The following is a 21,010-nucleotide window of genomic DNA, read 5'->3' on the forward strand; positions in this document are numbered from 1 at the left end:
TCTCACCTATACGGTATCACTTTGATCCACATCATTCTAGCTTGGATCAAGACACCAGACGATATCCGCCGGATTCTGTGACCAAAAGGCGCGCATTCGACGGATCAGGCTCGATTTTCTGCCGCAAGCGATAGATATGTGTCTCTAATGTGTGGGTTGTAACCCCCGCATTATAGCCCCAGACCTCGTGCAGCAGCACATCGCGGGCCACCACGCCATCGGTCGAGCGATAGAGGAATTTCAGAATGTTCGTCTCTTTCTCGGTCAGACGAATCTTGCGGTCATCTTCGGTGATCAGCATTTTCATGGCTGGCTTGAACGTATAGGGGCCCAGAACAAAGACGGCGTCTTCGGATTGCTCATGCTGGCGCAGTTGCGCGCGAATGCGGGCCAAAAGAACCGGGAATTTGAACGGTTTGGTGACATAGTCATTGGCGCCCGCATCCAGACCCAAGATCGTATCCGCATCGCTGTCATGACCTGTCAGCATGAGGACCGGGCTTTTGACCCCTTGCTTGCGCATCAGGCGGCACAGCTCACGTCCGTCTGTGTCGGGAAGACCAACATCAAGGATGACCAGGTCATAGATCGCTTCGCGTGCGCGTTCCATTGCGGATGCTCCGTCCGACGCTTCGAAAACGTCGAAATCTTCGGTCATCACAAGTTGCTCGCTAAGCGCCTCGCGCAGATCTTCATCGTCATCCACCAGCAGGATTTTCTTGAGCTGAGCCATGTCCGGTCCTCCTTCGTCCTGTCAATCAATTGCGCGCGCTCGCGTCAATCAACAAGGTTTACTGCAACGGTCTCACGCCCTCGTGTCTGATGTATAGGAAATGTTTCACATTTCTGATCAATCCCGCTAGGAAATGAGCGAAACGTTACAGGGTAACAGGCATGAGTCTTATTCCGGACATCACCGAATTGCTGGCGCGAGCGCGGGCTGATCTGCGTATGGGCGTTCCAGTCGTGCTGGCGGATGATACTGGAAACAGCGTTCTGGCCGTGGCGTGCGAGACACTCAGCCCGCAGCGTCTTGCAGACCTGCGCGCCCTCGGGGATAGCCAGGTGGTGGCGATCACAGGAAGGCGGGCCGAAACCCTCAAAGCACGCGCGTATGATGGCGATCTGGCGCGCGTCATGATTCCGGCTGATGCTGATCATGCATGGGTTCAAGCCGTGGCTGATCCGTCTGATGACCTGAACACCCCGATGAAGGGTCCGTTGATGACCGAGCGGCTAGGCAATGCCAATCTGCACCGCATAGCAATTGCTTTGACCAAATCAGCGCGAATCCTGCCGGCGGCGGTCATCGCACCCATCGAGGATGGCCGCAGTTTTGCAGCCGCCCACGGCCTGACTTGCATTGATCATACGCGCGCGGCCCCGCATCTGGCAGATCGCAGCCCCCTTCGCGAAGTGGTCGCCGCGCGGCTGCCGATGGAGGTGTCCGAGGCCGGACGATTGCATGTTTATCGTCCAGAAGACGGTGGTGAGGAACATTACGCCATTGAAATAGGCCGCCCCGACCGCAGCAAACCGGTTTTGGCCCGATTGCACTCAGCTTGTTTTACAGGTGACCTGATGGGCAGCCTGAAATGCGATTGCGGCCCGCAACTGCGCGGCGCGCTGGCTCAGATGGGGTCCGAGGGCGAAGGGGTTCTGCTCTATCTGAACCAGGAAGGGCGTGGCATCGGGCTTGCAAACAAGATGCGGGCCTATTTTCTGCAGGATCAGGGCTTCGACACGGTTGAGGCCAACCATCGACTTGGGTTTGAGGATGATGAGCGCGATTTTCGCCTGGGTTCGGATATTCTGAAGTCGCTGGGCTTTGGGGCCGTACGGTTGCTGACCAACAACCCGGCGAAGATTGCGATGATGGAACGCACAGGGATTGCTGTAACCGAACGCGTCCCGCTGAAAGTTGGCGAAACAGCGCATAATCGTGCGTATCTGGCGACCAAAGCAGCGAAATCCGGGCATCTGTTGTGAGTCCTGCGGATCTGGTTCTGACGCCGAAAGGCGTGCGTTTTCTTGGACGGATGTTCCCCTGCTCGATCGGCAAAGGTGGTCTAAGCAACGAAAAGCGTGAAGGTGACGGGGCAACGCCTATTGGCGTATTGCACATCGTCGGAATGCTCTATCGTCCCGACCGGTTGGCGCAGCCAACATCTTGGGCCAAACCGATTGGCCCCGGTGACTTTTGGTCGGATGATTCTAGGGATGTGGCCTATAACCATTGGGTCCGGGCACCCTATCCGCACAGCCATGAGAAACTGCGCCGTGCGGACCCTCTATATGATCTGGTGTTGCTGACGGATTGGAACTGGCCCAATGCGGTTCCAGGGTGCGGATCAGCGATTTTTCTGCATCAATGGCGGCGGCGCGGTTATCCGACCGAAGGGTGCCTGGCCTTTCGTCGTAACCATTTGCGTTGGATCGCGCGACATGTGTCACCCGGCACGCGGGTTATTGTGCCTCGGGCCTGACCCGCGCACCAAAAATGGCCGAGCCGATGCGCACATGGGTCGCGCCAAGCGCAATAGCCGATTCAAAATCGCTGCTCATGCCCATCGAAAGTCCGGTCAAACCGTTGCGCTCTGCTATTTTGGCCAGCAAGGCAAAATGCAGCGCAGGTTCTTCATCGACTGGCGGAATGCACATCAAACCTCGGATCGGCAGGTCCAGGCTTTGGCATTCGGTGATGAAAGCGTCGGCCTCTGCAGGCAGTATTCCCGCCTTCTGCTCTTCCTCGCCCGTGTTTACCTGAATAAAAAGGTCAGGGCAGGCCCCGATCTCTTGCGCCAAGCGCGCCAGAGTTTTGGCCAATTTTGGCCTGTCGACCGAATGGATGGCGTTGCAAAGCTGCATTGCTTGGCGCGCTTTGTTTGTCTGCAAAGGGCCAATCAAGTGTAGATCGATACCGTCAAAGCGCTCTTTGAAATCGGGCCACTTAGTCGCGGCTTCCTGAACTCGGTTTTCACCAAAACACCGGTGGCCTTGTTGCAACACGGCTTCGACACGCTCAATTGGCTGCACCTTGGACACTGCGATCAGATCAACAGAGCCCGATGGGCGCCCGGCGGCAGCTTCGGCATTCGAGATTCGTTTGGTGATTTCCTGCAGCGACATTTGCCCCTCGTCCTCTGTTTGCTGCAGAGAAACACGATGCTGCGGCAAAAGAAAAGGGCAGGTCCGAAGACCTGCCCCAGAACTCTGTGTTTTAGATCAACTTAGAAGTTGAACTGAACACCGAAGTCCGCACGTGTCGAAGAGTCCGCGCAGATGTCGCAATCGCTTACACCTACACCACCGCGCAGCGATACACCGCCGCCCAGGTCGTAGATGGCGCCGATGCCGTACTGCTGGGTATCTGCGTCTGCGTTACCGTCGCCGTAAGCAGCGGTCAGGGTCAGAGCCGAACCAACGTTGAAGGCTGCCGACACACCCCATGCAGTGCCATCTGTGGCAGCAATTTGAGTTTGGTCGTCAGCTACGAACACTGTACCCGAGAAATCGCCGAATTCGGCACCCAGGGTCAGAACCAGCAAGCTCGGGTTGGAGCCGCCGAAACCGGCATCAGTTTCACCATAAGCCAGAGCGGCAGTGACGTTGCTGAAGGTGTAGGTCGCGCTCACGTCCCAACGGTCTGCGTCCTGAGGAACACCACCAACGGCAAATGTTGCCTGGTCGTAAGAAGCACCGAATGCAAAGTCACCAACTGCGTACTGGAAGAACACGGCGTTTGAACCGGCGCCAGTCGACGAGAAGGCCAGGAAGCTGTAGTTAACACCCGAATACTGACCGATGAAGCTTTCCAGACCAGGCTCGTTACCGTAGTAGTTTGCCAAGTTGTCGAAGGCACCCGATACGTTGCCAGCGTCAACACGCAAACCGCCGTAGATGACCGAGAAGCGCGCGCCGCTCAGGCTAGCGGCGTTGGCTTCACCGTTGCCGGCGTTTTCGTCAGCTTGCAGACGAACACGAGCCGAGAATTCAACGCCGCCATCAGTTTCAGCATTCCCGTCGATGTTCAGACGGAAGCGCGAGATCAGGATTGTGTTGTCGGTGTCAACAACAGCTGTTGTACCTTGACCGGTGGTTGTCGGAATGTTCGGAACCGAACCAATGCGGTCTTCTTGGTAGCCAATACCAAAACGGCCCAGGCCGCTGAAGTTGATTTCGGCGGATGCAACGCCGGCGGTGGCAATCAGCGCAGTCGTTGCGAAGAGAACTTTTTTCATCTTGTTTCCCTCGGTTAAAAGTTTTTCTACTCGACGAGCGCACAGCACACGTCTCAGCACGGGAACCGTTTCGCTCTTTTTCCCCCCTTTACGCAAGCTTGGCATATTAGGACTGCCGTCTTTCGGCCTAAATTGGTGCAAGGATGTCACAGTCGGTTTTGACCGCATTCACGCCTTCGGGCGCGCAAGCATCTAAAGAATACACTTGTTGCAGGTCGGGTCCTTCTCTAGGAGTATGGCGAACAAGTTAAAACAAGCGATACAGGACTTTCTGACGATGCGCCTGATGACGATTATGGGTTTGGTGATTGCAAGCGTCACGGTCTCAGCCTGCGGAGCCCCGCCCCCCGGGGATGCCAGTGTTTTAACGGTCGACGGCAGTTCTACCGAAGAGCGTGAGCTGAATGATCCGAATCGTACGTCGATATGGGATGTCTTTGGACCGAACAATAATGAGCAGATCACCAACGTGAACCGGTATCTATGGACGGCATCGTTGGATATTCTCAACTTCCTGCCGATTCAAGAGGTTGATCCGTTCACCGGCGTGATTGTTACCGGCTACGGCACACCGCCCGGTGGCGGGCGCTCATATCGGGCCACGGTACATATCAGCGATCCTGCGCTTGCGGCGCGCTCGCTTTCGGTTGCATTGCAAACCAGCGGTGGCGCACCTGTGAGTGCTGCAACCACGCGTGCGGTTGAAGACGCGATTCTGTCACGTGCCCGCCAGCTACGCATCGCAGACAGTAAGTTCTAGCAACCCGCCGAAAATCACACTATTACCACGCCGGGTTCTCACCCGGCGTTTTCATTCACCAAGGACCGCACAATGTCGCGCTATTCGGCCAACGAAATCGAAGCAAAATGGCAAGAGGCCTGGGACAAGGCCGGAATCTTTGTCGCCAATCACAAGGCGGACAAGCCGAAATATTATGTGCTTGAGATGTTCCCCTACCCGTCCGGCCGAATCCATATGGGGCATGTGCGCAACTATACGATGGGCGACGTCATCGCCCGCCACAAGCTGGCAACCGGCCACAACGTGCTGCACCCAATGGGATGGGACGCGTTTGGCATGCCTGCCGAAAACGCGGCAATGGCCAGCGGCGGCCACCCGAAGGACTGGACCTACAGCAACATCGCCGACATGCGCGGTCAGATGAAGCCGCTGGGTCTGTCGATCGATTGGTCGCGCGAATTTGCCACATGCGACCCGGAATATTACGGCCAGCAGCAGGCGTTGTTTCTGGACATGCTCGAGGCCGGGTTGGTCTATCGCAAGAACGCGGTGGTAAACTGGGACCCGGTCGATATGACCGTTCTGGCCAATGAGCAGGTGGAAAACGGCCGTGGCTGGCGCTCGGGCGCTTTGGTGGAGCGTCGCGAGCTGACACAATGGTTCTTCAAGATCTCGGATTACTCCGAGGAATTGCTGAGCGCACTCGACACGCTGGACAACTGGCCTGCCAAGGTGCGGCTGATGCAGGAGAACTGGATCGGCAAGTCGCGTGGTCTGCAATTTGGGTTCGAACGCACCGATGGCGAGGAACCGATCACCGTCTACACCACCCGGCCCGACACTCTGATGGGCGCATCTTTCGTCGGGATTTCACCGGATCACCCGATTGCCAAGCAGCTTGAGGCCGAAAGCCCCGAAGTCGCTGAATTTGTTGCGGAATGCCGCAAAGGCGGAACGACAGAAGAGGCAATTGAGACGGCCGAGAAGCTGGGCTATGACACCGGCATAAAGGTCAAGCACCCGCTGGATCCGAATTGGGAGCTGCCGGTCTGGATCGCCAATTTCATCCTGATGGACTATGGCACTGGCGCGATCTTTGCCTGCCCGGCCCACGATCAGCGCGACCTGGATTTCTGCCGGAAATACGACCTGCCGGTGATCGATACTTTCTTTGCGCTCGAGGATGACACACCCGTCGACAAAATCGCTTTTGTTCCACCCAAGACCGAAAAGGTCCGCTGGGTGAACCATTTCGCTGGTTTGACCGAAGCCACCGGAGATGAAGCGATCAACGCAACAGTGGATTTCGCCGAGAAGGCCGGTTGGGGCGAAGGTGTAACCAAATACCGCCTGCGCGATTGGGGCCTCAGCCGTCAGCGTTACTGGGGCTGCCCGATTCCCGTGGTTCATTGCGATACGTGCGGCACGGTGCCCGAGAAGAAAGAAAACCTGCCGATCCAGCTGCCCTACGACAATGGCGATGGCAATCCGATCGACTTTTCGATCCCAGGCAACCCGTTGGACCGCCACCCGAACTGGCGCGATTGTGCCTGCCCGGCCTGCGGTGCGCCTGCCAAGCGCGAAACCGACACGATGGACACGTTTGTCGATTCGTCCTGGTATTTCGCCCGTTTCACCGCGCCCCGCGCCGAAACCCCGACCGATCTGGCCGAGGCCGAATACTGGATGAATGTCGATCAGTATATTGGTGGCATTGAGCACGCGATTTTGCACCTGCTCTATTCACGGTTCTTTGCGCGGGCGATGAATGTCACCGGAAACTTGCCGAAGAAAGCCATCGAGCCCTTTGATGCCCTGTTTACGCAGGGAATGGTGACGCATGAGATCTACCAGACTAGGGACAAAAACGACCGCCCCGTCTATCACCTGCCCGAAGAGGTAACGGATGGTAAGCTGGCAGATGGCACCGAGGTCGAGATCATCCCTTCGGCCAAAATGTCGAAATCCAAAAAGAATGTGGTCGACCCCGTCAGCATCATCTCCGCCTTTGGTGCCGACACAGCGCGCTGGTTCGTGCTGTCCGATTCGCCACCCGAGCGCGACGTGGAATGGACCGCCTCGGGCGCTGAAGCCGCTTTCAAGCACCTCAGCCGTGTGCACCGCATAGCCTCCGAGATCGTCGACTCAGACATTCCCGCCAATGCAGAGGACAAAATCCTGCTGCGCGAGATGCACAAGGCCATCCACGACGTGTCGGGCGGCGTCGAATCCTTTGGCTTCAATGCCTCGATCGCCAAGCTCTATGCCTTCACCAACACATTGGCGAAGTCCAAGGCCGGGACCGATGCGAAACGCCAGGCCGCCAAAACCCTGGCGCAACTGATGTCGCCGATGACACCTCACCTGTCCGAAGAGCTTTGGCAGATGCTGGGCGGCGAAGGGCTCGTTGCCACGGCCCCCTGGCCTGTCGCAGATGAGGCGATGCTGGTCGATGACACGGTGACCTTGCCAATTCAGGTCAACGGCAAGCGCCGCGCGGAAATCAGCGTGGCCAAGGATTTGCCCAAGGACGAGGTTGAAAAACTGGCGCTCAGCACCGAAGCTGTGCAAAGGGCGCTGGACGGCGCCACACCCAAGAAAGTGATCGTTGTTCCGGGCCGGATCGTGAATGTCGTCGTTTAATCGCAGATCCCTGTTGCTTATGCCGCTGGCGCTAGCCGCCTGCGGGTTCGAGCCGGTTTATGCGCCGGGCGGCGCGGGTGATACGCTGAACGGACGGGTGAAAGTATCTGCGCCAAACTCTGTCGAAAGCTTCTTGCTGGTGCAGAGTCTTGAGCGTCGTTTAGGTCGCAGCGCGACATCGACCAGTGACTTTGCCCTTGCAGTGAACGTCACGACCAACACGCGGGCAGCTTCGATCACAACATCGAACGAGACAGATCGGCTCAATATCGATGGCCGTGCCAATTTCACCCTGACCTCATCCGATACCGGTCAGGTTCTGGCATCGGGCCAAGTGTCGGATTTTGTGTCTTATTCAGCAGCGGGTTCGACCGTATCTGCACTGGCCGATGAACGGGCGGCGCGGGAGCGGTTGATGGTGATTCTGTCAGATCAAATCGTGAATCGCCTCTATGCCGCGCCCGGTCTTGCCTCATGAAGCTGAGCCCGCGTGAGGCCGAAGGGTATTTCGCCAAGCCGGACGCAGGCAAAACAGGTCTGCTGATCTACGGCGCAGATGGCATGCGCGTGGCGCTGAAGCGTCAACAAGTGCTGGCGGCATTGCTCGGCCCCGGAGCTGAGGAAGAGATGCGTCTGACACGGATGCCCGGATCAGATCTGCGCGGCGACCCAACTTTGGTGCTTGATGCGATCAAAGCGGTGGGGTTCTTTCCTGGCCCGCGTGCGGTCTTTGTCGAAGACACGACCGACGCAGCAGCCCCGGCACTGATATCCGCGCTGGAGGATTGGGCCCCCGGCGACGCGCAGATCATCGTGACAGCTGGTCAACTCAAACCCAGCTCGAAGATTCGCAAGGCATTCGAGAGCCACGCGAACGCCTATGCCGTTGGTATCTATGATGATCCCCCGTCGCGCGCCGAAGTTGAGCGTATTGTCAGCACCGCCGGGTTGCAAAATGTACCGCGCGACATGATGGCAGCCCTGAGTGAGCTGGCCGTGAGCCTCAGCCCCGGTGATTTTGCGCAGACTGTCGAAAAGCTTTCGCTTTACAAGCGTGATGACCCAAGTGAGTTGAGCATTGATGACATCGAAGCCTGCGCGCCGCAATCCAACGAGGCAGCCCTGGACGATGTTCTGAACGTGGTGGCCGAAGGGCAACCCGGTCAGATCGGGCCGCTGATCCGCCGGTTGCAGGCGCAAGGGACCAATGGGGTCACGTTGTGTATCGGGGCGACCCGGCATTTTCGCACGCTTTACGCTTGTGCATCGGACCCGGGCGGTGCGGCCCAGGGAATCGGCAAACTGCGCCCGCCGGTTTATGGCAAGCGGCGGGACCGGATCTTGCGACAGGCGCAGGGGTGGGGGGCACCAAAACTGCAGACCGCGCTTAGCGTTCTGACAGATACCGACCTGGCGCTGCGCTCGGCCGGGCAAACCGCTCCGGCCATGGCCTTGGTCGAGCGTGCCATGATCCGCCTGGCGATGCTTGCGCGGTCACGCTGAGAAAGGGTTTCGCTTGACCCGGCCCCTAGCGTCAGCACACTGCGCAAAGGCAATCAGCAGGATAAACGCATGTACAAGCTTTACGGCCCCGTCATGACCCGCACATCGCGGGTGATCTGGATGTTGGAAGAGATCGGCGCGCCATATGAGTTAGAGCCCGCTGCGCCTCGGACACCCGAAATCTGGGCCCTGAACCCCTCGGGAAAGGTTCCGGTACTGATCGACGGTGACCGCGCCATTTCCGACAGTTCAGCCATTACGACGTATCTGGCGGACAAACATGGGGCCTTGACCTATCCGGCTGGCACTCTTGAGCGGGCCGAGCAAGATGCGCTGTTCCACACCATTCTGGATGAGATCGACGCCGTTTTGTGGGTGGCTGCGCGCCACAGTTTCATACTGCCGGAAGACAAGCGGGTTCCGGCCATTCGCGCGTCAGTCGAATGGGAGTTTGATCGTAATTTCCAACGGCTGGAAAAGCGCTTTAAAGGTCCGTTCCTGATGGGCGACAAGATGACCATCGCCGATATCTTGCTGATCCACTGCATGAGCTGGGCCCGAAACTCTGGCTTCCCCCTGAACTCGGATGTTCTGAGCGCCTATGGCAAAGAAATGCGCGCGCGACCGGCCCATATGAGAATGGCCGAGATGGCGGCAAAAGCCTAACCCAGCAAGCGCTGATCAAGCCAATCTGCGGCGGCGCGCCCCGCCCAACGCCCGGTGGCCAAACAGGCCGTCAGCAGATAGCCCCCTGTGGGCGCTTCCCAGTCCAGCATCTCCCCGGCGCAGAACACGCCCGGCAAAGCTTTCAGCATCAAAGTGTCGTCCACCGCGTCGCGCGTCACCCCCCCAGCGGTCGAGATCGCCTCATCCATTGGGCGCAGACCGGCGTGGTGGATTGGCAGGTGTTTCAGAAGCTCGGGCACGTCCTGTGCCGTTCCTTGGGTTTTGGACATCTCGTGAAACAAAGCGATTTTCTGAGGTGTCAGCCGCAGCGTGTTCTTAAACCAATGGGTCAGCGTCGCCTTGGGTTTCTTTGCCCGCCAACGATCACGCAGGACGTCCAGCGTGACGTCGGGAAGAAGTTCGGCGACTAAGGGCGCACCACTGCGTAACTCTGGCGTCAGCGGGTAGAGCCCCCCACCCTCCAGCCCCTTGGCGGAAATCGTGGCCTCTCCGCGACTGGTTTGATCCCCCGCGCTCCAGCGCACTGATTTCAGCGCAGACCCAAAATGGGGGTGCATATGGGGGCTCCAATCCATCGACAGGGCCGCATTTGCTGGGGCGAACGGCTGCAAGGAAACCCCGCGCTGCGCCAAAAGCTCGGCCCAAGCACCGTCCGAACCCAACCGCGCCCAGCTGGCCCCGCCCATCGCAAGAACAGTGGCATTCGGCTGAATGTGCTGCACGCCCTCAGGTGTTTCAAACAGAAGGTCTTTGCCGTCCCATCCAGCCCAGCGCCAACGCGTTTGGATCTGCACGCCTGCGTTGGTCAATTCAGCCAGCCACGCTCGCAAAAGCGGCGAGGCTTTCATCACCGTCGGAAACACCCGGCCTGTTGATCCGCTGAACAGCTCTTGCCCCAAATCACGGGCCCAATCTTGAACGCCTTTGGCATCCATTTCGCCTATAATCGGTCGCAGCCATTCCGCGGCTGGCCCGTAGGCGTTGATCAGTTTGTCAAAGGGCTCGTCTTTGGTCAGGTTCAGGCCCGATTTTCCCGCCATCAGGAATTTGCGTGCAACCGAAGGCTTGGCTTCGGCCACCAAAACGCTGTGCCCGGCAGCGGCCAGCTGCGTGGCGGCCATCAACCCGGCGGGTCCTGCCCCGATCACTACTGCCTGCGCCATTGCTGCCCTCTTGCCTTCGCCCTGTTTCCACGCGAGTTTCTTGCGATGACCGATGGTACACCGACCTGCCCGCTTTGCGACCGCCCGATCCCCGAGGGCGGTGGCAGCCTGCACCATCTGATCCCAAAACTCAAAGGAGGCAAGGGCGGGCCAACGGTTCTGCTGCACAAGATTTGCCACAAGGAAGTGCACGCAACCCTGACTGAGGCCGAGCTGGCCCGCAGCTACTACACGGTTGAAAGCCTGCGCAGCCACCCCCGGCTTGAGAAATTTCTGACCTGGGTTCGAAAACGCCCGCCCGGGTTTCAATCGAAAGTGCCGGGCAAGCGGCGGGGGCGGTGATTAGTTCCGAAAGATCGGTGTGTCGCGGCCCTCGATTTCAATGCCTTGATAGTCAGGCACCGGCGCAAATTGCGCATCGGTAATATGCTGAAATTCCAAGTTTGTATAAGGGCGCTTCCACAACCATTCGCGGTTCTCCACGGCCCACAGATCGGCATCGGGTGGAGTTTCGTCGGTGAAGGCATAGAAATGCAGATCAAAGCCATAATCCGCCACATCCTGCACTGACAGCAGGCGCATTCCCAAACGACGGCATATCGCGTCCTCTGCCGCAATATCACCGGTGCGCAGGGTGATCTGGCCAATCGTGGCCTCTGCGAATGGGGCATCAGGATCGCCGGCACCTTCAGGCCGATTGCCTTCGAAATCCTGTTGCAAAAGTTCGATCTCGAACCCTGCGGGGTCACTCAGGTGGCACATATAACCAATGTCCTGAAACTGGCGTGGGGTGCTGACCGGAACGCCTAAGTCGTTCAAGTGCCGGGCCGCCAGATCGACATTCGGCAAGGTAATTCCGATCTTCCAATACCGTTGACCCCGATCCGCCGTGAAGCCTCCACCACCCGGTAGCAGCAGCAGATCAGCGCCCACACCGGCATAGCCGACGCGCCGGGCCTCACCATCGGCTTGGATCCGCATGCCCAGCAGATCGCGGTAGAACCTGGCCAATCCTTCCGGATCGGCCACGCGCAGCTTTAGGGCCGACATCCTCATCGGCACTGCTCGGCGATCCCTGCCGCGATCTCAGGTTTGGCCGCCAGACTGTCGGCCACTAGAGCGCGCGCCGTCGGCATCAAAGCGTCAGGCTCGACGACGCGATCAATCAAGCCAAACTCGTAAGCCTCGGCTGCAGTGATCTTTTGTCCGGCCATCAGGATCAGCTTAGTCCGCGCCGGGCCAATCAAGGCGGACATACGCTTTGGATCCGAGGGCTGAGGCAAAAAGCCCAGCTTCATCACCGGGTAGAACACTTTGGCCTCGGGTACAGCGATGCGCAGATCGCAGGCCAAGACCATGCCGTTTGCACCTCCGGCCAGCGTGCCGTTCAGGGCGGCGACCGTCAGGCAAGGCAATGCGGCAATCGCACCCGACAGCTTTTCCCACAGGTCTGATGTGGCAAGCCCTGCGCGTGCCTCATCCAGATCAGCCCCGGCGCTGAATACCCTGCCTTTGCCTGTCAGGATCAAGGCCCGCGCCTCTGTCGCATCTTGGGCAATTTGCAATAGATCGGACAGCATCGCGCCGGTCAGCGCATTGGCCTTATCGGGGTTGTTCAGCGTGACAATCCAAAGCCCGTCTTCCTTGGTCAGGTCGATCACGCAAGACCGACCCGCGCCCGAATGTCTTCGTTGCGCAATGAAATCTCGGTGCCCAGAAACTCATCCGCGTCGCCTGAGCACATCCAAAGCAGCGCGTGGGCGGGCCAGTCAGCCGGGATATGGTCATCCCAATCCAACTGGCTTACGGGATTGATACCGCTGGCCTTGATCACCCGCTGCATATCGGTCGCGACCGTACCAGGGGAAAGACCCATCGCGCGGATACCATGATGCGCCGCTTCCAGATGCAGGCACTCGGTCAGCATCTTGGCCCCGGCTTTGGACGCGCAATAATGGCTCCAGGCCTCAACAGGGTTCGAGGCCGCACCCGAGGACACGGTCAGCACCGTCCCACCCCCAGCCGCGCGCATGACGGGCAATGCCGCGCGCATTCCGTAGAAGACGCCTTTCAGGTTGATGTCAATCGCCGCGCTCCAAGCCGCCACATCAGCATTGGACAAATGAAAAATCGGATCAATGACCCCGGCATTGCCGACCAGAACATCCAGCCCGCCAAACCGGTCAACGCAATCAGCGACCGCCTGTTCGACCTGCGCAAAATCGCTCACGTCGCAGCTGAGCGCCATTGCATTCTCGCCCAGCGCTGCCGCCAAGGCGTTAATTTGATCGCCGCTGCGCGCAACCAGAACCACATTGGCCCCTGCTGCGGCAAATACGCGCCCTGCTTCAGCTCCGATACCGCGGCTGGCGCCCGTAATCAGTACAGTTTTTCCCTGCATCGACATATGCTAATCCCTTGGATCCAAATTCTTCGCCAAGTCGTAACGTGCAAAAGGGGAATAGGTCCACCCCTTGCCCCTTGACGGCGCTAACGGCAGGCACGACGATGCCGTCAAATTTGATTGAGAAGGGTTCTCCTATGTCTGTTTTCCTCCACCGCAGTTGCGGCGCGGTACTGGCCTATGCTGTGGTTGCACAAGGCGCATTTGCTGACGTCACCGCCAAGGATGTTTGGGCCGATTGGCAATCATACATGGCCAGCGTCGGGTATACTGTCACCGGCGACGAGGCCACGTCGGGCAATGTCACGACAATTTCGAACATGGTCATGGCCTTGGATTTGCCAGACACCGATGGGCAGATCGAAATCACCATGCCCGAAATGACAATGACGGAAAACGGCGACGGTACAGTCAGCCTGAACTTCCCCGAAAGCTTTCCGATCGTTCTGAGCGGCGCCGGAGAAGGTGAAGAGTTTTCTGCTGAAATTCAGTATACCAATTCCGGTTTGTCGATGGACGTTTCCGGAACACCCGAAGATATCGTCTATGATTATGTCGCGGATAACCTGACCCTGGATTTGACTTCAATCACGGTTGGCGACGAAACCATCCCGCAAGACGCTATGGGCGCGAATATTTCTATCAATAACGTGACGGGCAAGACCCGCATGCTGGTTGGCGAAAAACGCGATGTTGATCAAAGTTTCACCGCAAGTGACGCCACCTACGCATTTGTGTTCGACGATCCTGAAAGCGATGACGCCGGACAGATCCGCGGCCAAATGGGACAATTGGTGATGGAAGGTAAATCGACCATTCCAACCAATGTGGACACGACCGATGTTCAGGCCTTCTATGACGCTGGTTTCTCGGGCGAAGGCTCTTTCACCTATGGGTCAGGCAGTGCGGAAGTCCAAGGCACTGCCGAAGGCGAAAGCTTTTCTCTGAGCAGTAGTTCCGAGGGTGGTCGCCTTGCCGGCAGCATCGACGCGGGACATCTTGCCTACGATGTTGAACAGAACAGCGCCAAAGTCGCAGTGACCACAGCTGATCTGCCATTCCCGATTGAAGTTGCGATGGAAAAGGCGGGATTCAAATTCGACTTCCCGCTTATGGCCTCGGACGAAATTCAATCGTTCAGCTTCGGCATGAACCTCACCGATTTCACCATGTCGGATGTCCTGTGGAGCCTGTTTGACCCGGCAGGATCCTTGCCACGCGATCCGGCGACCATTGTCGTTGACACAAGCGGAACCGGGAAGGTTCTGGTTGATTTCATGGACGAGGAAGCGGTCGAAACCTTCGCAACCGGCGACGTAACGCCAGGTGAACTGCATTCGCTGAAAATAAACGAACTGCTTGTGTCACTGGTCGGCGCCAAACTGACCGGCGATGGCGATTTCACCTTTGACAACACCAACACCCAGGCCTTTGGCGGGATGCCGACGCCTGCGGGTGTCGCCAATTTGCAATTGGTGGGCGCCAACGCACTGATCGACAAGTTGATCGGTATGGGATTGATCACCGAGAATGACGCGCTTGGGGCGCGTATGATGATGGGTCTGATGGCCGTACCGGGCGAAGAGCCTGACACGTTGAATTCAAAGATCGAATTCACAGAGGATGGCCAGATCCTCGCGAATGGCCAGCGTCTGAAGTAATTTCTCGGGGAAGGCGGAGTGCCTGCCTTCCCCAATCATTTTCTAACGTCGTCCAATACGACGAAATAAGACAGATCCACCACGACTGACCCGCTGGTCATAAACAAAACCCAAGTCGGACAGGCAGTCGAAACACGCCTTTATTCCTCGCAGCCCGATCTTGCGGGTATGCACTTCCAGATAGACTTTCTGGACATTTGCCAGATCCAGACCGTCAAACAGAGCTTTCTCACCGCCCTCGATATCGACTATCAGAACATTTGCGTCGGTGTCGCGTAGAACTCGTGTTAGTGGCAGCTGCGAAACCTGCGCTTGTGAAACGAAGTCGGGCTTGGCGTCCAGAGATGACGACCAAAAGGGATCGCGTATGTAGAATGTAGCGGTGCCGTCGATCTGAGGGTCTGCGCTGGCAACGGCATTCATAACCTCGCCCCCCGCAAGATCATTGGCCCCATGCACCCGTTTTATGAAGGCACATAGGGTGGGGTTTGCCTCGATACAGGTGACCTGCTGCACGCCAAGCTTTTTCATCAGAAAGGACGAGATAAAACCAATGCCCGCACCCAGTTCAACCACCCGATCAGCGGGATCGATGAACTTGGGCAGGCCGTTCATCTCATCCTTTTCATAGCGCCCGGCAACGATTGAGCGTTTCACCTGCGGGGCGATGATTGCGGGATCGTCTGGGATTAATACCCCGTGCAAGTCAAGATGGTCCGACATTGAAATCCTCTGCTCGTTTTCATCCTAAATAACGGCAAAGCGCCAGCGCGGCTATATCTCAACTGTTTGTCAAACCCTGTGGATAGCCCGGCAAAACGCCCGGTAAATTGGCTTCGACCCTTGCGGGCTTGCCCGCGCAAGGCTAGGTCCAATTGAATCAGACCGGAGGCCGCATGACCCGAACACCCGAAGACATCAGCCATCAGTTGTTGGACGCCGCGCGCAAGGCCGGGGCCGAGGCGGCAGACGCCATCGTGATCGACGGCACCTCGGTTTCCGTCGAAGTGCGCGAAGGGGCTTTGGAGCACGCCGAACGGGCCGAGGGCACGGATCTGGGTCTGCGGGTGTTTCTGGGCAAACAGCAGGCGATCGTGTCCAGTTCGGACAGCCGCCCAGAAACTCTGGCCGCAATGGCCGAGCGGGCCGTGGCCATGGCCAAAGAAGCGCCGGAGGATCCGTTTACTGGGCTGGCGGCTGCAGACCAGCTGATTCAAGATTGGGATCTGAACGCGCTAGAGCTTTGTGATCCTTCACCGGAGCCCACAGCCGAAGTGCTGATGCAGGATGCGCTACAAGCCGAGGCTGCGGCCATGGCAGTGGAAGGTGTCAGTCAGGTCTCGGATTCGGCGGCAGGGTACGGCATGCACCGGGTTCACCTGTCTGCGACCAATGGCTTCTCGGGCGGTTATGCGCGGACCAGCAGGTCCACATCCTGCGTTGCCATTTCTGGTGAAGGCACCGGGATGGAACGCGACTATGACGGAGACAGCCGCAGTTTTCAGGCCGATTTGCGTGATCCGTCCGAAATCGGGCGGTCTGCTGGGGAACGCGCCGTTTCGCTGGTGGGCGCACGTCAGCCCGAGACCGGGAGCTTTCCTGTCTTGTTTGACGAACGCATTTCCTCATCGCTGATCGGCCACTTGCTGGGGGCCAGCAATGGTGCCGCAATTGCGCGAGGCGCGTCTTGGCTGAAGGACAGTCTGGGCGAACAGGTGCTGCCTGAAACCCTGTCGCTGATCGAAGACCCCCATCGCCCGCGTATTTCGGGTTCGCGGCCCTTTGATGCCGAGGGTCTGCCGACCCGTCGCCGCGCCATTGTGGAAAACGGTGTGCTGACCGGGTGGACGCTCGACCTGTCGAGCGCCCGAAAGCTCGAAATGACCTCAACCGGGAATGCAGCAAGGGGTGTTTCTGGCCCACCGTCACCCAGCAATTGGAACCTCGCCCTCACACAAGGCGAAAAAAGCCGCGCAGACCTGATCCGCGACATGGGTACGGGGCTTTTGGTGACGTCGATGATCGGTTCGACGATCAACCCCAATACCGGAGATTACTCGCGCGGGGCATCTGGGTTCTGGGTTGAAAACGGTGAGATCACCTATCCCGTCAACGAATGTACAATTGCGGGCAACCTGCGCGATATGCTGATGCGCATCATCCCGGCCAATGACGCGCGGACCTATCTGTCGCGGGTGGTTCCATCGATCCTGATCGAAGGGATGACACTTGCCGGCAACTGACCTGTCACTGCTGATCGACGCCGCACTGGAAGCGGGGCAAATCGCGACGCGGTATTCGGGCCCACAAGCGCAGCGCTGGGACAAGCCCGACGGTGCAGGGCCAGTGACCGAGGCGGATCTGGCGGTCAACGAAATGCTGGAGCGCAAGCTGCAATCCGCGCGACCCGGCTATGGCTGGCTTAGCGAAGAGACCGAAGACACGGACGACCGACTGGGCAAAGACGCGGTTTTTATCATCGATCCGATTGACGGCACCCGCAGCTTTGCCGAGGGGTCGAAAACCTGGGCCCATTCGCTTGCCATTGCCGAAAATGGCATTGTGACCGCTGCTGTGATTTATCTGCCGATGCGTGATCTTCTTTACGCCGCCGCCGCTGGGCAGGGCGCCACGCTGAACGGAACTCCGATACAAGTTTCGGAGCCTGAGGGTTTGACCGAAGCGGAGGTGCTTGCAGCCAAGCCAAACCTTGCGCCACACCACTGGCAAGCCGGGAATGTACCGGAATTCAAGCGAGTCTATCGCCCTTCACTGGCATATCGGATGGCGCTTGTTGCGCAGGGCCGGTTTGACGGCATGCTGACATTGCGCCCCAGCTGGGAATGGGACATCGCCGCGGGGGATCTGATCCTGCGTGAGGCGGGTGGCTATTGCACTGACCGTAAAGGCACTGCGCTGCGGTTCAACAATGCACATCCGCGCCTGAACGGCGTATTGGCCGCCGGCGCGCATCTGCATGAAGTGTTGCTTGGGCAACTCGATCAAACCAGCGCCGGGTTGCCTGAATGAGCAAACCCCGCTCTCTCAGCCTTGCGGCGTACCGGATTCTGTCCTGGGGAGTGCCGCAGACAATGGGTCGCGACCTGCCACCGCGACCTGAGGGTGAGCTGCTTTGGCTGCATCTGAACAGCCCCGAGAAATTGCCGGTGATCGAAGACTTCGCCAGCAGGCTTCTGGCTGCGCGACCGGATGTTTCGCTTTTACTGACCGCCCCGTATGACGCAAACATTTCGGATTGGTCCAACAGCCTGTGGCCAGTTGTACCGCTACCGCCTGATCAACCAAGACCGGCGCGCGCTTTTCTGGACCATTGGCAGCCAGATCTTTGCATCTGGATCGGCGGTGGCTTGATGCCAAATCTGATCAACCGCGCGGAAGAAAAAGCCATTCCGATGATCTTGCTCGAAGGCGTCGTCGATCTTGTCATGTCGCGCTCGGGGCGCTGGCTGCCGGATATCACGCGCTTCACGCTGGATTGCTTTGACAGGATTGAGACTTGCAGCGAAAACACGGCCCGCCAAATTCGAAGGTATGGGATTGCTTCGTCGAAGGTTTCTGTATCCTCACCGCTGCGCATTAGCCCTGATCCCCAACCTTGGCCAGAAGATGAGTTGATCGAAACCAACCATGCTTTGGGCGGTCGCCCCGTCTGGCTGGCTGCTTGGGTTCAGGACACCGAGTTCATTTCCGTGCTAAGCGCGCATCGGCAGGCCATGCGGCTGTTGCCAAGGCTTGCCCTGGTTTTGCATGTTGCCGACACTGCAGAAGCCGACCCTTTGAACCGGCGGCTTGAGGCTATGGATTTGCGCTGTTCCAACTGGGACGAAGGACAACAAATTGAAGACAATACGCAAGTCATTCTGACGGCATCGGACGAGGATCTGGGCCTGTGGCACCGGGTGGCCCCCGTGACTTTTATGGGAACATCTCTGGAGCGCGGCGCGACCGGGCAGAACCCTTTGCTGTCGACAGCATTGGGGTCCTCGGTGATCCATGGTCCTTATGTCATCCACCACAGCGACAGCTATCACCGGCTGGATTCGGCGGGTGCGGCGGTGACGGTGCGTACAGCAACAGAGCTGGGCGACGCGGTTGTTGACCTTCTGGCGCCGGATCGCACGGCAGATATGGCACTGGCGGGGTGGGAATTGGTGACCGAAGGTGCGCCGCAGACAGATGATCTGATAGAGTTGGTCCAGCACTATCTGGACAAGGGAAGAGCCAACCGTGCGCGCACCTGATTTTTGGAACATGCCGGCTGACAATCCCGGACTGCGCGCGCGGCTGTTGTCGCCATTGGGCAGCCTTTATGCCGCCGCCACAGCGCGCCGGGTCGCGTCTCGACAGGCCTATAGGCCCGCTATTCCCGTGATATGTGTCGGCAACCTGAACGCGGGCGGAACCGGAAAAACCCCAACCGTGATCTGGCTGTTGGAGGTGTTGCGCGACAGTTGGCACCACCCCCATGTGGTCACGCGCGGGCATGGTGGAGCATTGGACGGGCCTGTGAAGGTCGATCCCAACCAACACAGCGCGGCTGAGGTCGGAGACGAACCTCTGTTGCTGGCCGCCTTCGCCGAAGTCTGGGTCGCCAAGGATCGCGCAGCGGGCGCCAAAGCCGCCGTTGAGGCGGGCGCGACGGTCATCGTGTTGGATGACGGGTTTCAGAACCCAACGGTCGCCAAGGATTTTTCGATCATCGTCGTCGATGCGGCCAATGGCTTCGGGAACGGGCGATGCATCCCCGCAGGCCCTTTGCGAGAGCCGGTAAGCGTCGGTCTGAAACGCGCCGACTTGGTGCTGTCTTTGGGCGCGTCCGACGCACAAGACCAGTTTACACAAAGCTGGGGGAGCGCGATCACCATCCCCAAGGCCAAAGGCGAGGTCACCGCTCTGCAAACCGGGATGGATTGGTCCACAACGCAGGTTTTGGCCTTTGCCGGAATCGGCCACCCGGAAAAGTTCTTTCGCACATTGCGGCAACAAGGGGCCGAGCTGCTGCGCGCCGAAGCCCTGGAAGACCACCAGCCTCTGACACCTGCGCTAATGACACGGCTGGAAAATGAAGCCCGCTTGCTGGGGGCACAAATGGTGACAACGGAAAAGGATGCGGTGCGCCTACCCCGGGCCTTTCGGGCCAAGGTCATCACCTTGCCCGTGCGATTGCAAGTGGCAGAGCACGATCGGGTGAAAGAGATGGTCTTGAACGTCGCCCCTTCGCCCAAGTGACGCCCGGGCCGACCTGAACGGTCACCCGGGCGTATCGTTTAGCTGCCCAGTTCGGCTTCGATCAGCGCTTTGAATTCGTCATAAGACTGGTTGCTGACCTTCTGGCCGTTCACAACAAAGGACGGCGTGGCGCGTACATCATCGCGTTCGGCGTTTTCCTGATACCAAGCCACCAGAGTCTGTGCCTGGGTGCCGTCCTGGAGGCACGCCTCAAGCTGATCGCTGTCGATGCCAGCCAAACGACCGATCTTGCGCAGCTCGTCCACAACCTCGGTCGGCCCCCCTGCGCTGGTCCATTCTGCTTGCCCTTCATAGATCAGGTCGGTGATGCCAAAGAACTTTTCGGGCCCGCCGCAGCGCGCCACCATCGATGCCCACAGGCCATAGCGGTCGAAATACACCTCGCGATAGATGAACTTGACCTTGCCGGTGTCGATGAAATCTTCCTTCAGCTGCTTATACGCACCTTTGTGGAAATTGGCGCAGTGCGGGCAGGTATAGGATGCGTATTCGATGATCTCGACTGGCGCATCCTCGGCACCTTGTACCATTTCGACAATAGTCGATGTATCCAGTTCGGTTTCCTGTGCCTGAGCGCTGCTGATCAGCGGATAGGCAGTTGGCGACGAGCTTGACGACGACAGCAAATAGCCACCCGCGGCCACGGCAGCAGCCGCACAAATTCCCAATGCAATACGGCTCATTCTCAGCCCTTT

Annotated in this window: 22 protein-coding genes; 13 read left to right on the forward strand and 9 right to left on the reverse strand. The window is 58.6% G+C overall.

The genetic code is table 11. From position 1 onward, the window contains the following. Positions 1 to 46: 46 nt before the first annotated feature. Positions 47 to 733 (reverse strand): response regulator transcription factor, encoded by a 687-nt coding sequence (locus GOW40_RS07210; protein ID WP_171101346.1) that lies wholly within the window; start codon positions 731 to 733, stop codon positions 47 to 49. Positions 734 to 894: 161 nt separating this feature from the next. On the opposite strand from GOW40_RS07210, the gene ribA reads away from it, so the two are divergent. Both ribA and GOW40_RS07220 read left to right on the forward strand, forming a co-directional pair. Beyond that, the gene (gene ribA / locus GOW40_RS07215) at positions 895 to 1,989 is read left to right on the forward strand and encodes a GTP cyclohydrolase II (protein ID WP_171132225.1); all 1,095 of its coding nucleotides are present in this window, start codon (positions 895 to 897) and stop codon (positions 1,987 to 1,989) included. Then, the gene (locus GOW40_RS07220; RefSeq protein WP_171132223.1) at positions 1,986 to 2,486 is read left to right on the forward strand and encodes a L,D-transpeptidase family protein; all 501 of its coding nucleotides are present in this window, start codon (positions 1,986 to 1,988) and stop codon (positions 2,484 to 2,486) included. The genes ribA and GOW40_RS07220 overlap by 4 nt, the downstream gene beginning before the upstream one ends. Here GOW40_RS07220 and GOW40_RS07225 read toward each other — a convergent pair. Together GOW40_RS07225 and GOW40_RS07230 are read right to left on the reverse strand one after the other, a co-directional pair. Then, positions 2,467 to 3,129 (reverse strand): YggS family pyridoxal phosphate-dependent enzyme, encoded by a 663-nt coding sequence (locus tag GOW40_RS07225; protein WP_171132221.1) that lies wholly within the window; start codon positions 3,127 to 3,129, stop codon positions 2,467 to 2,469. The genes GOW40_RS07220 and GOW40_RS07225 overlap by 20 nt on opposite strands. Before the next feature lie 101 nt (positions 3,130 to 3,230). Next, entirely contained in the window at positions 3,231 to 4,346 is a 1,116-nt protein-coding gene (locus tag GOW40_RS07230) for a porin (RefSeq protein ID WP_371731823.1), read from the reverse strand. A 172-nt stretch (positions 4,347 to 4,518) separates the two neighbouring features. Here GOW40_RS07230 and GOW40_RS07235 point away from each other — a divergent pair, with 172 nt between their 5' ends. The 5 genes from GOW40_RS07235 to GOW40_RS07255 all read left to right on the forward strand — a co-directional run bounded on the left by GOW40_RS07235 (position 4,519) and on the right by GOW40_RS07255 (position 9,795). Then, entirely contained in the window at positions 4,519 to 5,001 is a 483-nt protein-coding gene (locus GOW40_RS07235) for a DUF3576 domain-containing protein (protein ID WP_171132315.1), read from the forward strand. Positions 5,002 to 5,073: 72 nt separating this feature from the next. Next, positions 5,074 to 7,626 carry a leucine--tRNA ligase gene (leuS, locus tag GOW40_RS07240; RefSeq protein WP_171132217.1) on the forward strand — a complete coding sequence of 851 codons (2,553 nt, stop codon included), beginning with the start codon at positions 5,074 to 5,076 and terminating at the stop codon, positions 7,624 to 7,626. Continuing rightward, positions 7,613 to 8,104, forward strand: coding sequence for an LPS assembly lipoprotein LptE (gene lptE, locus GOW40_RS07245; protein ID WP_171132215.1), 492 nt, complete (start codon positions 7,613 to 7,615; stop codon positions 8,102 to 8,104). The genes leuS and lptE overlap by 14 nt, the downstream gene beginning before the upstream one ends. Further along, entirely contained in the window at positions 8,101 to 9,129 is a 1,029-nt protein-coding gene (holA, locus tag GOW40_RS07250) for a DNA polymerase III subunit delta (protein ID WP_171132213.1), read from the forward strand. Before lptE ends, holA begins: the two co-directional genes overlap by 4 nt. A 69-nt stretch (positions 9,130 to 9,198) precedes the next feature. Beyond that, positions 9,199 to 9,795 carry a glutathione S-transferase family protein gene (locus GOW40_RS07255; RefSeq protein WP_171132211.1) on the forward strand — a complete coding sequence of 199 codons (597 nt, stop codon included), beginning with the start codon at positions 9,199 to 9,201 and terminating at the stop codon, positions 9,793 to 9,795. Here GOW40_RS07255 and GOW40_RS07260 read toward each other — a convergent pair. After that, positions 9,792 to 10,979, reverse strand: a complete 1,188-nt coding sequence (locus GOW40_RS07260; RefSeq protein WP_171132208.1) for a TIGR03862 family flavoprotein — start codon at positions 10,977 to 10,979, stop codon at positions 9,792 to 9,794. The genes GOW40_RS07255 and GOW40_RS07260 overlap by 4 nt on opposite strands. A 45-nt stretch (positions 10,980 to 11,024) precedes the next feature. On the opposite strand from GOW40_RS07260, the gene GOW40_RS07265 reads away from it, so the two are divergent. After that, the gene (locus tag GOW40_RS07265) at positions 11,025 to 11,321 is read left to right on the forward strand and encodes an HNH endonuclease (RefSeq protein ID WP_171132206.1); all 297 of its coding nucleotides are present in this window, start codon (positions 11,025 to 11,027) and stop codon (positions 11,319 to 11,321) included. On the opposite strand, the gene GOW40_RS07270 is transcribed toward GOW40_RS07265, so the two are convergent. The 3 genes from GOW40_RS07270 to GOW40_RS07280 are packed head-to-tail and all read right to left on the reverse strand — an operon-like array spanning position 11,322 to position 13,386. Continuing rightward, the gene (locus GOW40_RS07270) at positions 11,322 to 12,029 is read right to left on the reverse strand and encodes a VOC family protein (protein WP_371731824.1); all 708 of its coding nucleotides are present in this window, start codon (positions 12,027 to 12,029) and stop codon (positions 11,322 to 11,324) included. 2 nt (positions 12,030 to 12,031) lie between these two features. Beyond that, positions 12,032 to 12,640 carry an enoyl-CoA hydratase/isomerase family protein gene (locus GOW40_RS07275; protein WP_171136600.1) on the reverse strand — a complete coding sequence of 203 codons (609 nt, stop codon included), beginning with the start codon at positions 12,638 to 12,640 and terminating at the stop codon, positions 12,032 to 12,034. Next, the gene (locus tag GOW40_RS07280) at positions 12,637 to 13,386 is read right to left on the reverse strand and encodes an SDR family oxidoreductase (protein ID WP_171132200.1); all 750 of its coding nucleotides are present in this window, start codon (positions 13,384 to 13,386) and stop codon (positions 12,637 to 12,639) included. Before GOW40_RS07280 ends, GOW40_RS07275 begins: the two co-directional genes overlap by 4 nt. 134 nt (positions 13,387 to 13,520) lie before the next feature. Here GOW40_RS07280 and GOW40_RS07285 point away from each other — a divergent pair, with 134 nt between their 5' ends. Further along, complete coding sequence (locus GOW40_RS07285) at positions 13,521 to 15,044, forward strand: DUF2125 domain-containing protein (RefSeq protein WP_171230918.1); 1,524 nt, start codon at positions 13,521 to 13,523, stop codon at positions 15,042 to 15,044. A gap of 42 nt (positions 15,045 to 15,086) precedes the next feature. Here GOW40_RS07285 and GOW40_RS07290 read toward each other — a convergent pair whose 3' ends face one another. Next, positions 15,087 to 15,767 carry an FkbM family methyltransferase gene (locus tag GOW40_RS07290; RefSeq protein WP_171132196.1) on the reverse strand — a complete coding sequence of 227 codons (681 nt, stop codon included), beginning with the start codon at positions 15,765 to 15,767 and terminating at the stop codon, positions 15,087 to 15,089. 173 nt (positions 15,768 to 15,940) lie between these two features. Here GOW40_RS07290 and GOW40_RS07295 point away from each other — a divergent pair, with 173 nt between their 5' ends. From GOW40_RS07295 to lpxK, 4 genes are read left to right on the forward strand one after another with little or no spacing between them, the layout of a single operon-like run. Further along, positions 15,941 to 17,287: a TldD/PmbA family protein gene (locus tag GOW40_RS07295; RefSeq protein ID WP_171132194.1), complete on the forward strand. Its 1,347-nt coding sequence runs from the start codon at positions 15,941 to 15,943 to the stop codon at positions 17,285 to 17,287. Beyond that, the gene (locus GOW40_RS07300; RefSeq protein WP_171132192.1) at positions 17,274 to 18,074 is read left to right on the forward strand and encodes a 3'(2'),5'-bisphosphate nucleotidase CysQ; all 801 of its coding nucleotides are present in this window, start codon (positions 17,274 to 17,276) and stop codon (positions 18,072 to 18,074) included. The genes GOW40_RS07295 and GOW40_RS07300 overlap by 14 nt, the downstream gene beginning before the upstream one ends. Further along, positions 18,071 to 19,306 (forward strand): 3-deoxy-D-manno-octulosonic acid transferase, encoded by a 1,236-nt coding sequence (locus GOW40_RS07305; RefSeq protein WP_171136602.1) that lies wholly within the window; start codon positions 18,071 to 18,073, stop codon positions 19,304 to 19,306. The genes GOW40_RS07300 and GOW40_RS07305 overlap by 4 nt, the downstream gene beginning before the upstream one ends. Continuing rightward, the gene (gene lpxK, locus GOW40_RS07310) at positions 19,293 to 20,294 is read left to right on the forward strand and encodes a tetraacyldisaccharide 4'-kinase (RefSeq protein WP_171132188.1); all 1,002 of its coding nucleotides are present in this window, start codon (positions 19,293 to 19,295) and stop codon (positions 20,292 to 20,294) included. Before GOW40_RS07305 ends, lpxK begins: the two co-directional genes overlap by 14 nt. A 38-nt stretch (positions 20,295 to 20,332) precedes the next feature. Here lpxK and GOW40_RS07315 read toward each other — a convergent pair whose 3' ends face one another. Continuing rightward, a complete protein-coding gene (locus tag GOW40_RS07315; protein ID WP_171132186.1) occupies positions 20,333 to 20,998 on the reverse strand; it encodes a DsbA family protein in 666 nt (221 codons plus the stop codon). Positions 20,999 to 21,010: the final 12 nt, after the last annotated feature.

Source organism: Ruegeria sp. HKCCA6707 (assembly GCF_013033515.1).
Classification (GTDB): domain Bacteria; phylum Pseudomonadota; class Alphaproteobacteria; order Rhodobacterales; family Rhodobacteraceae; genus Ruegeria.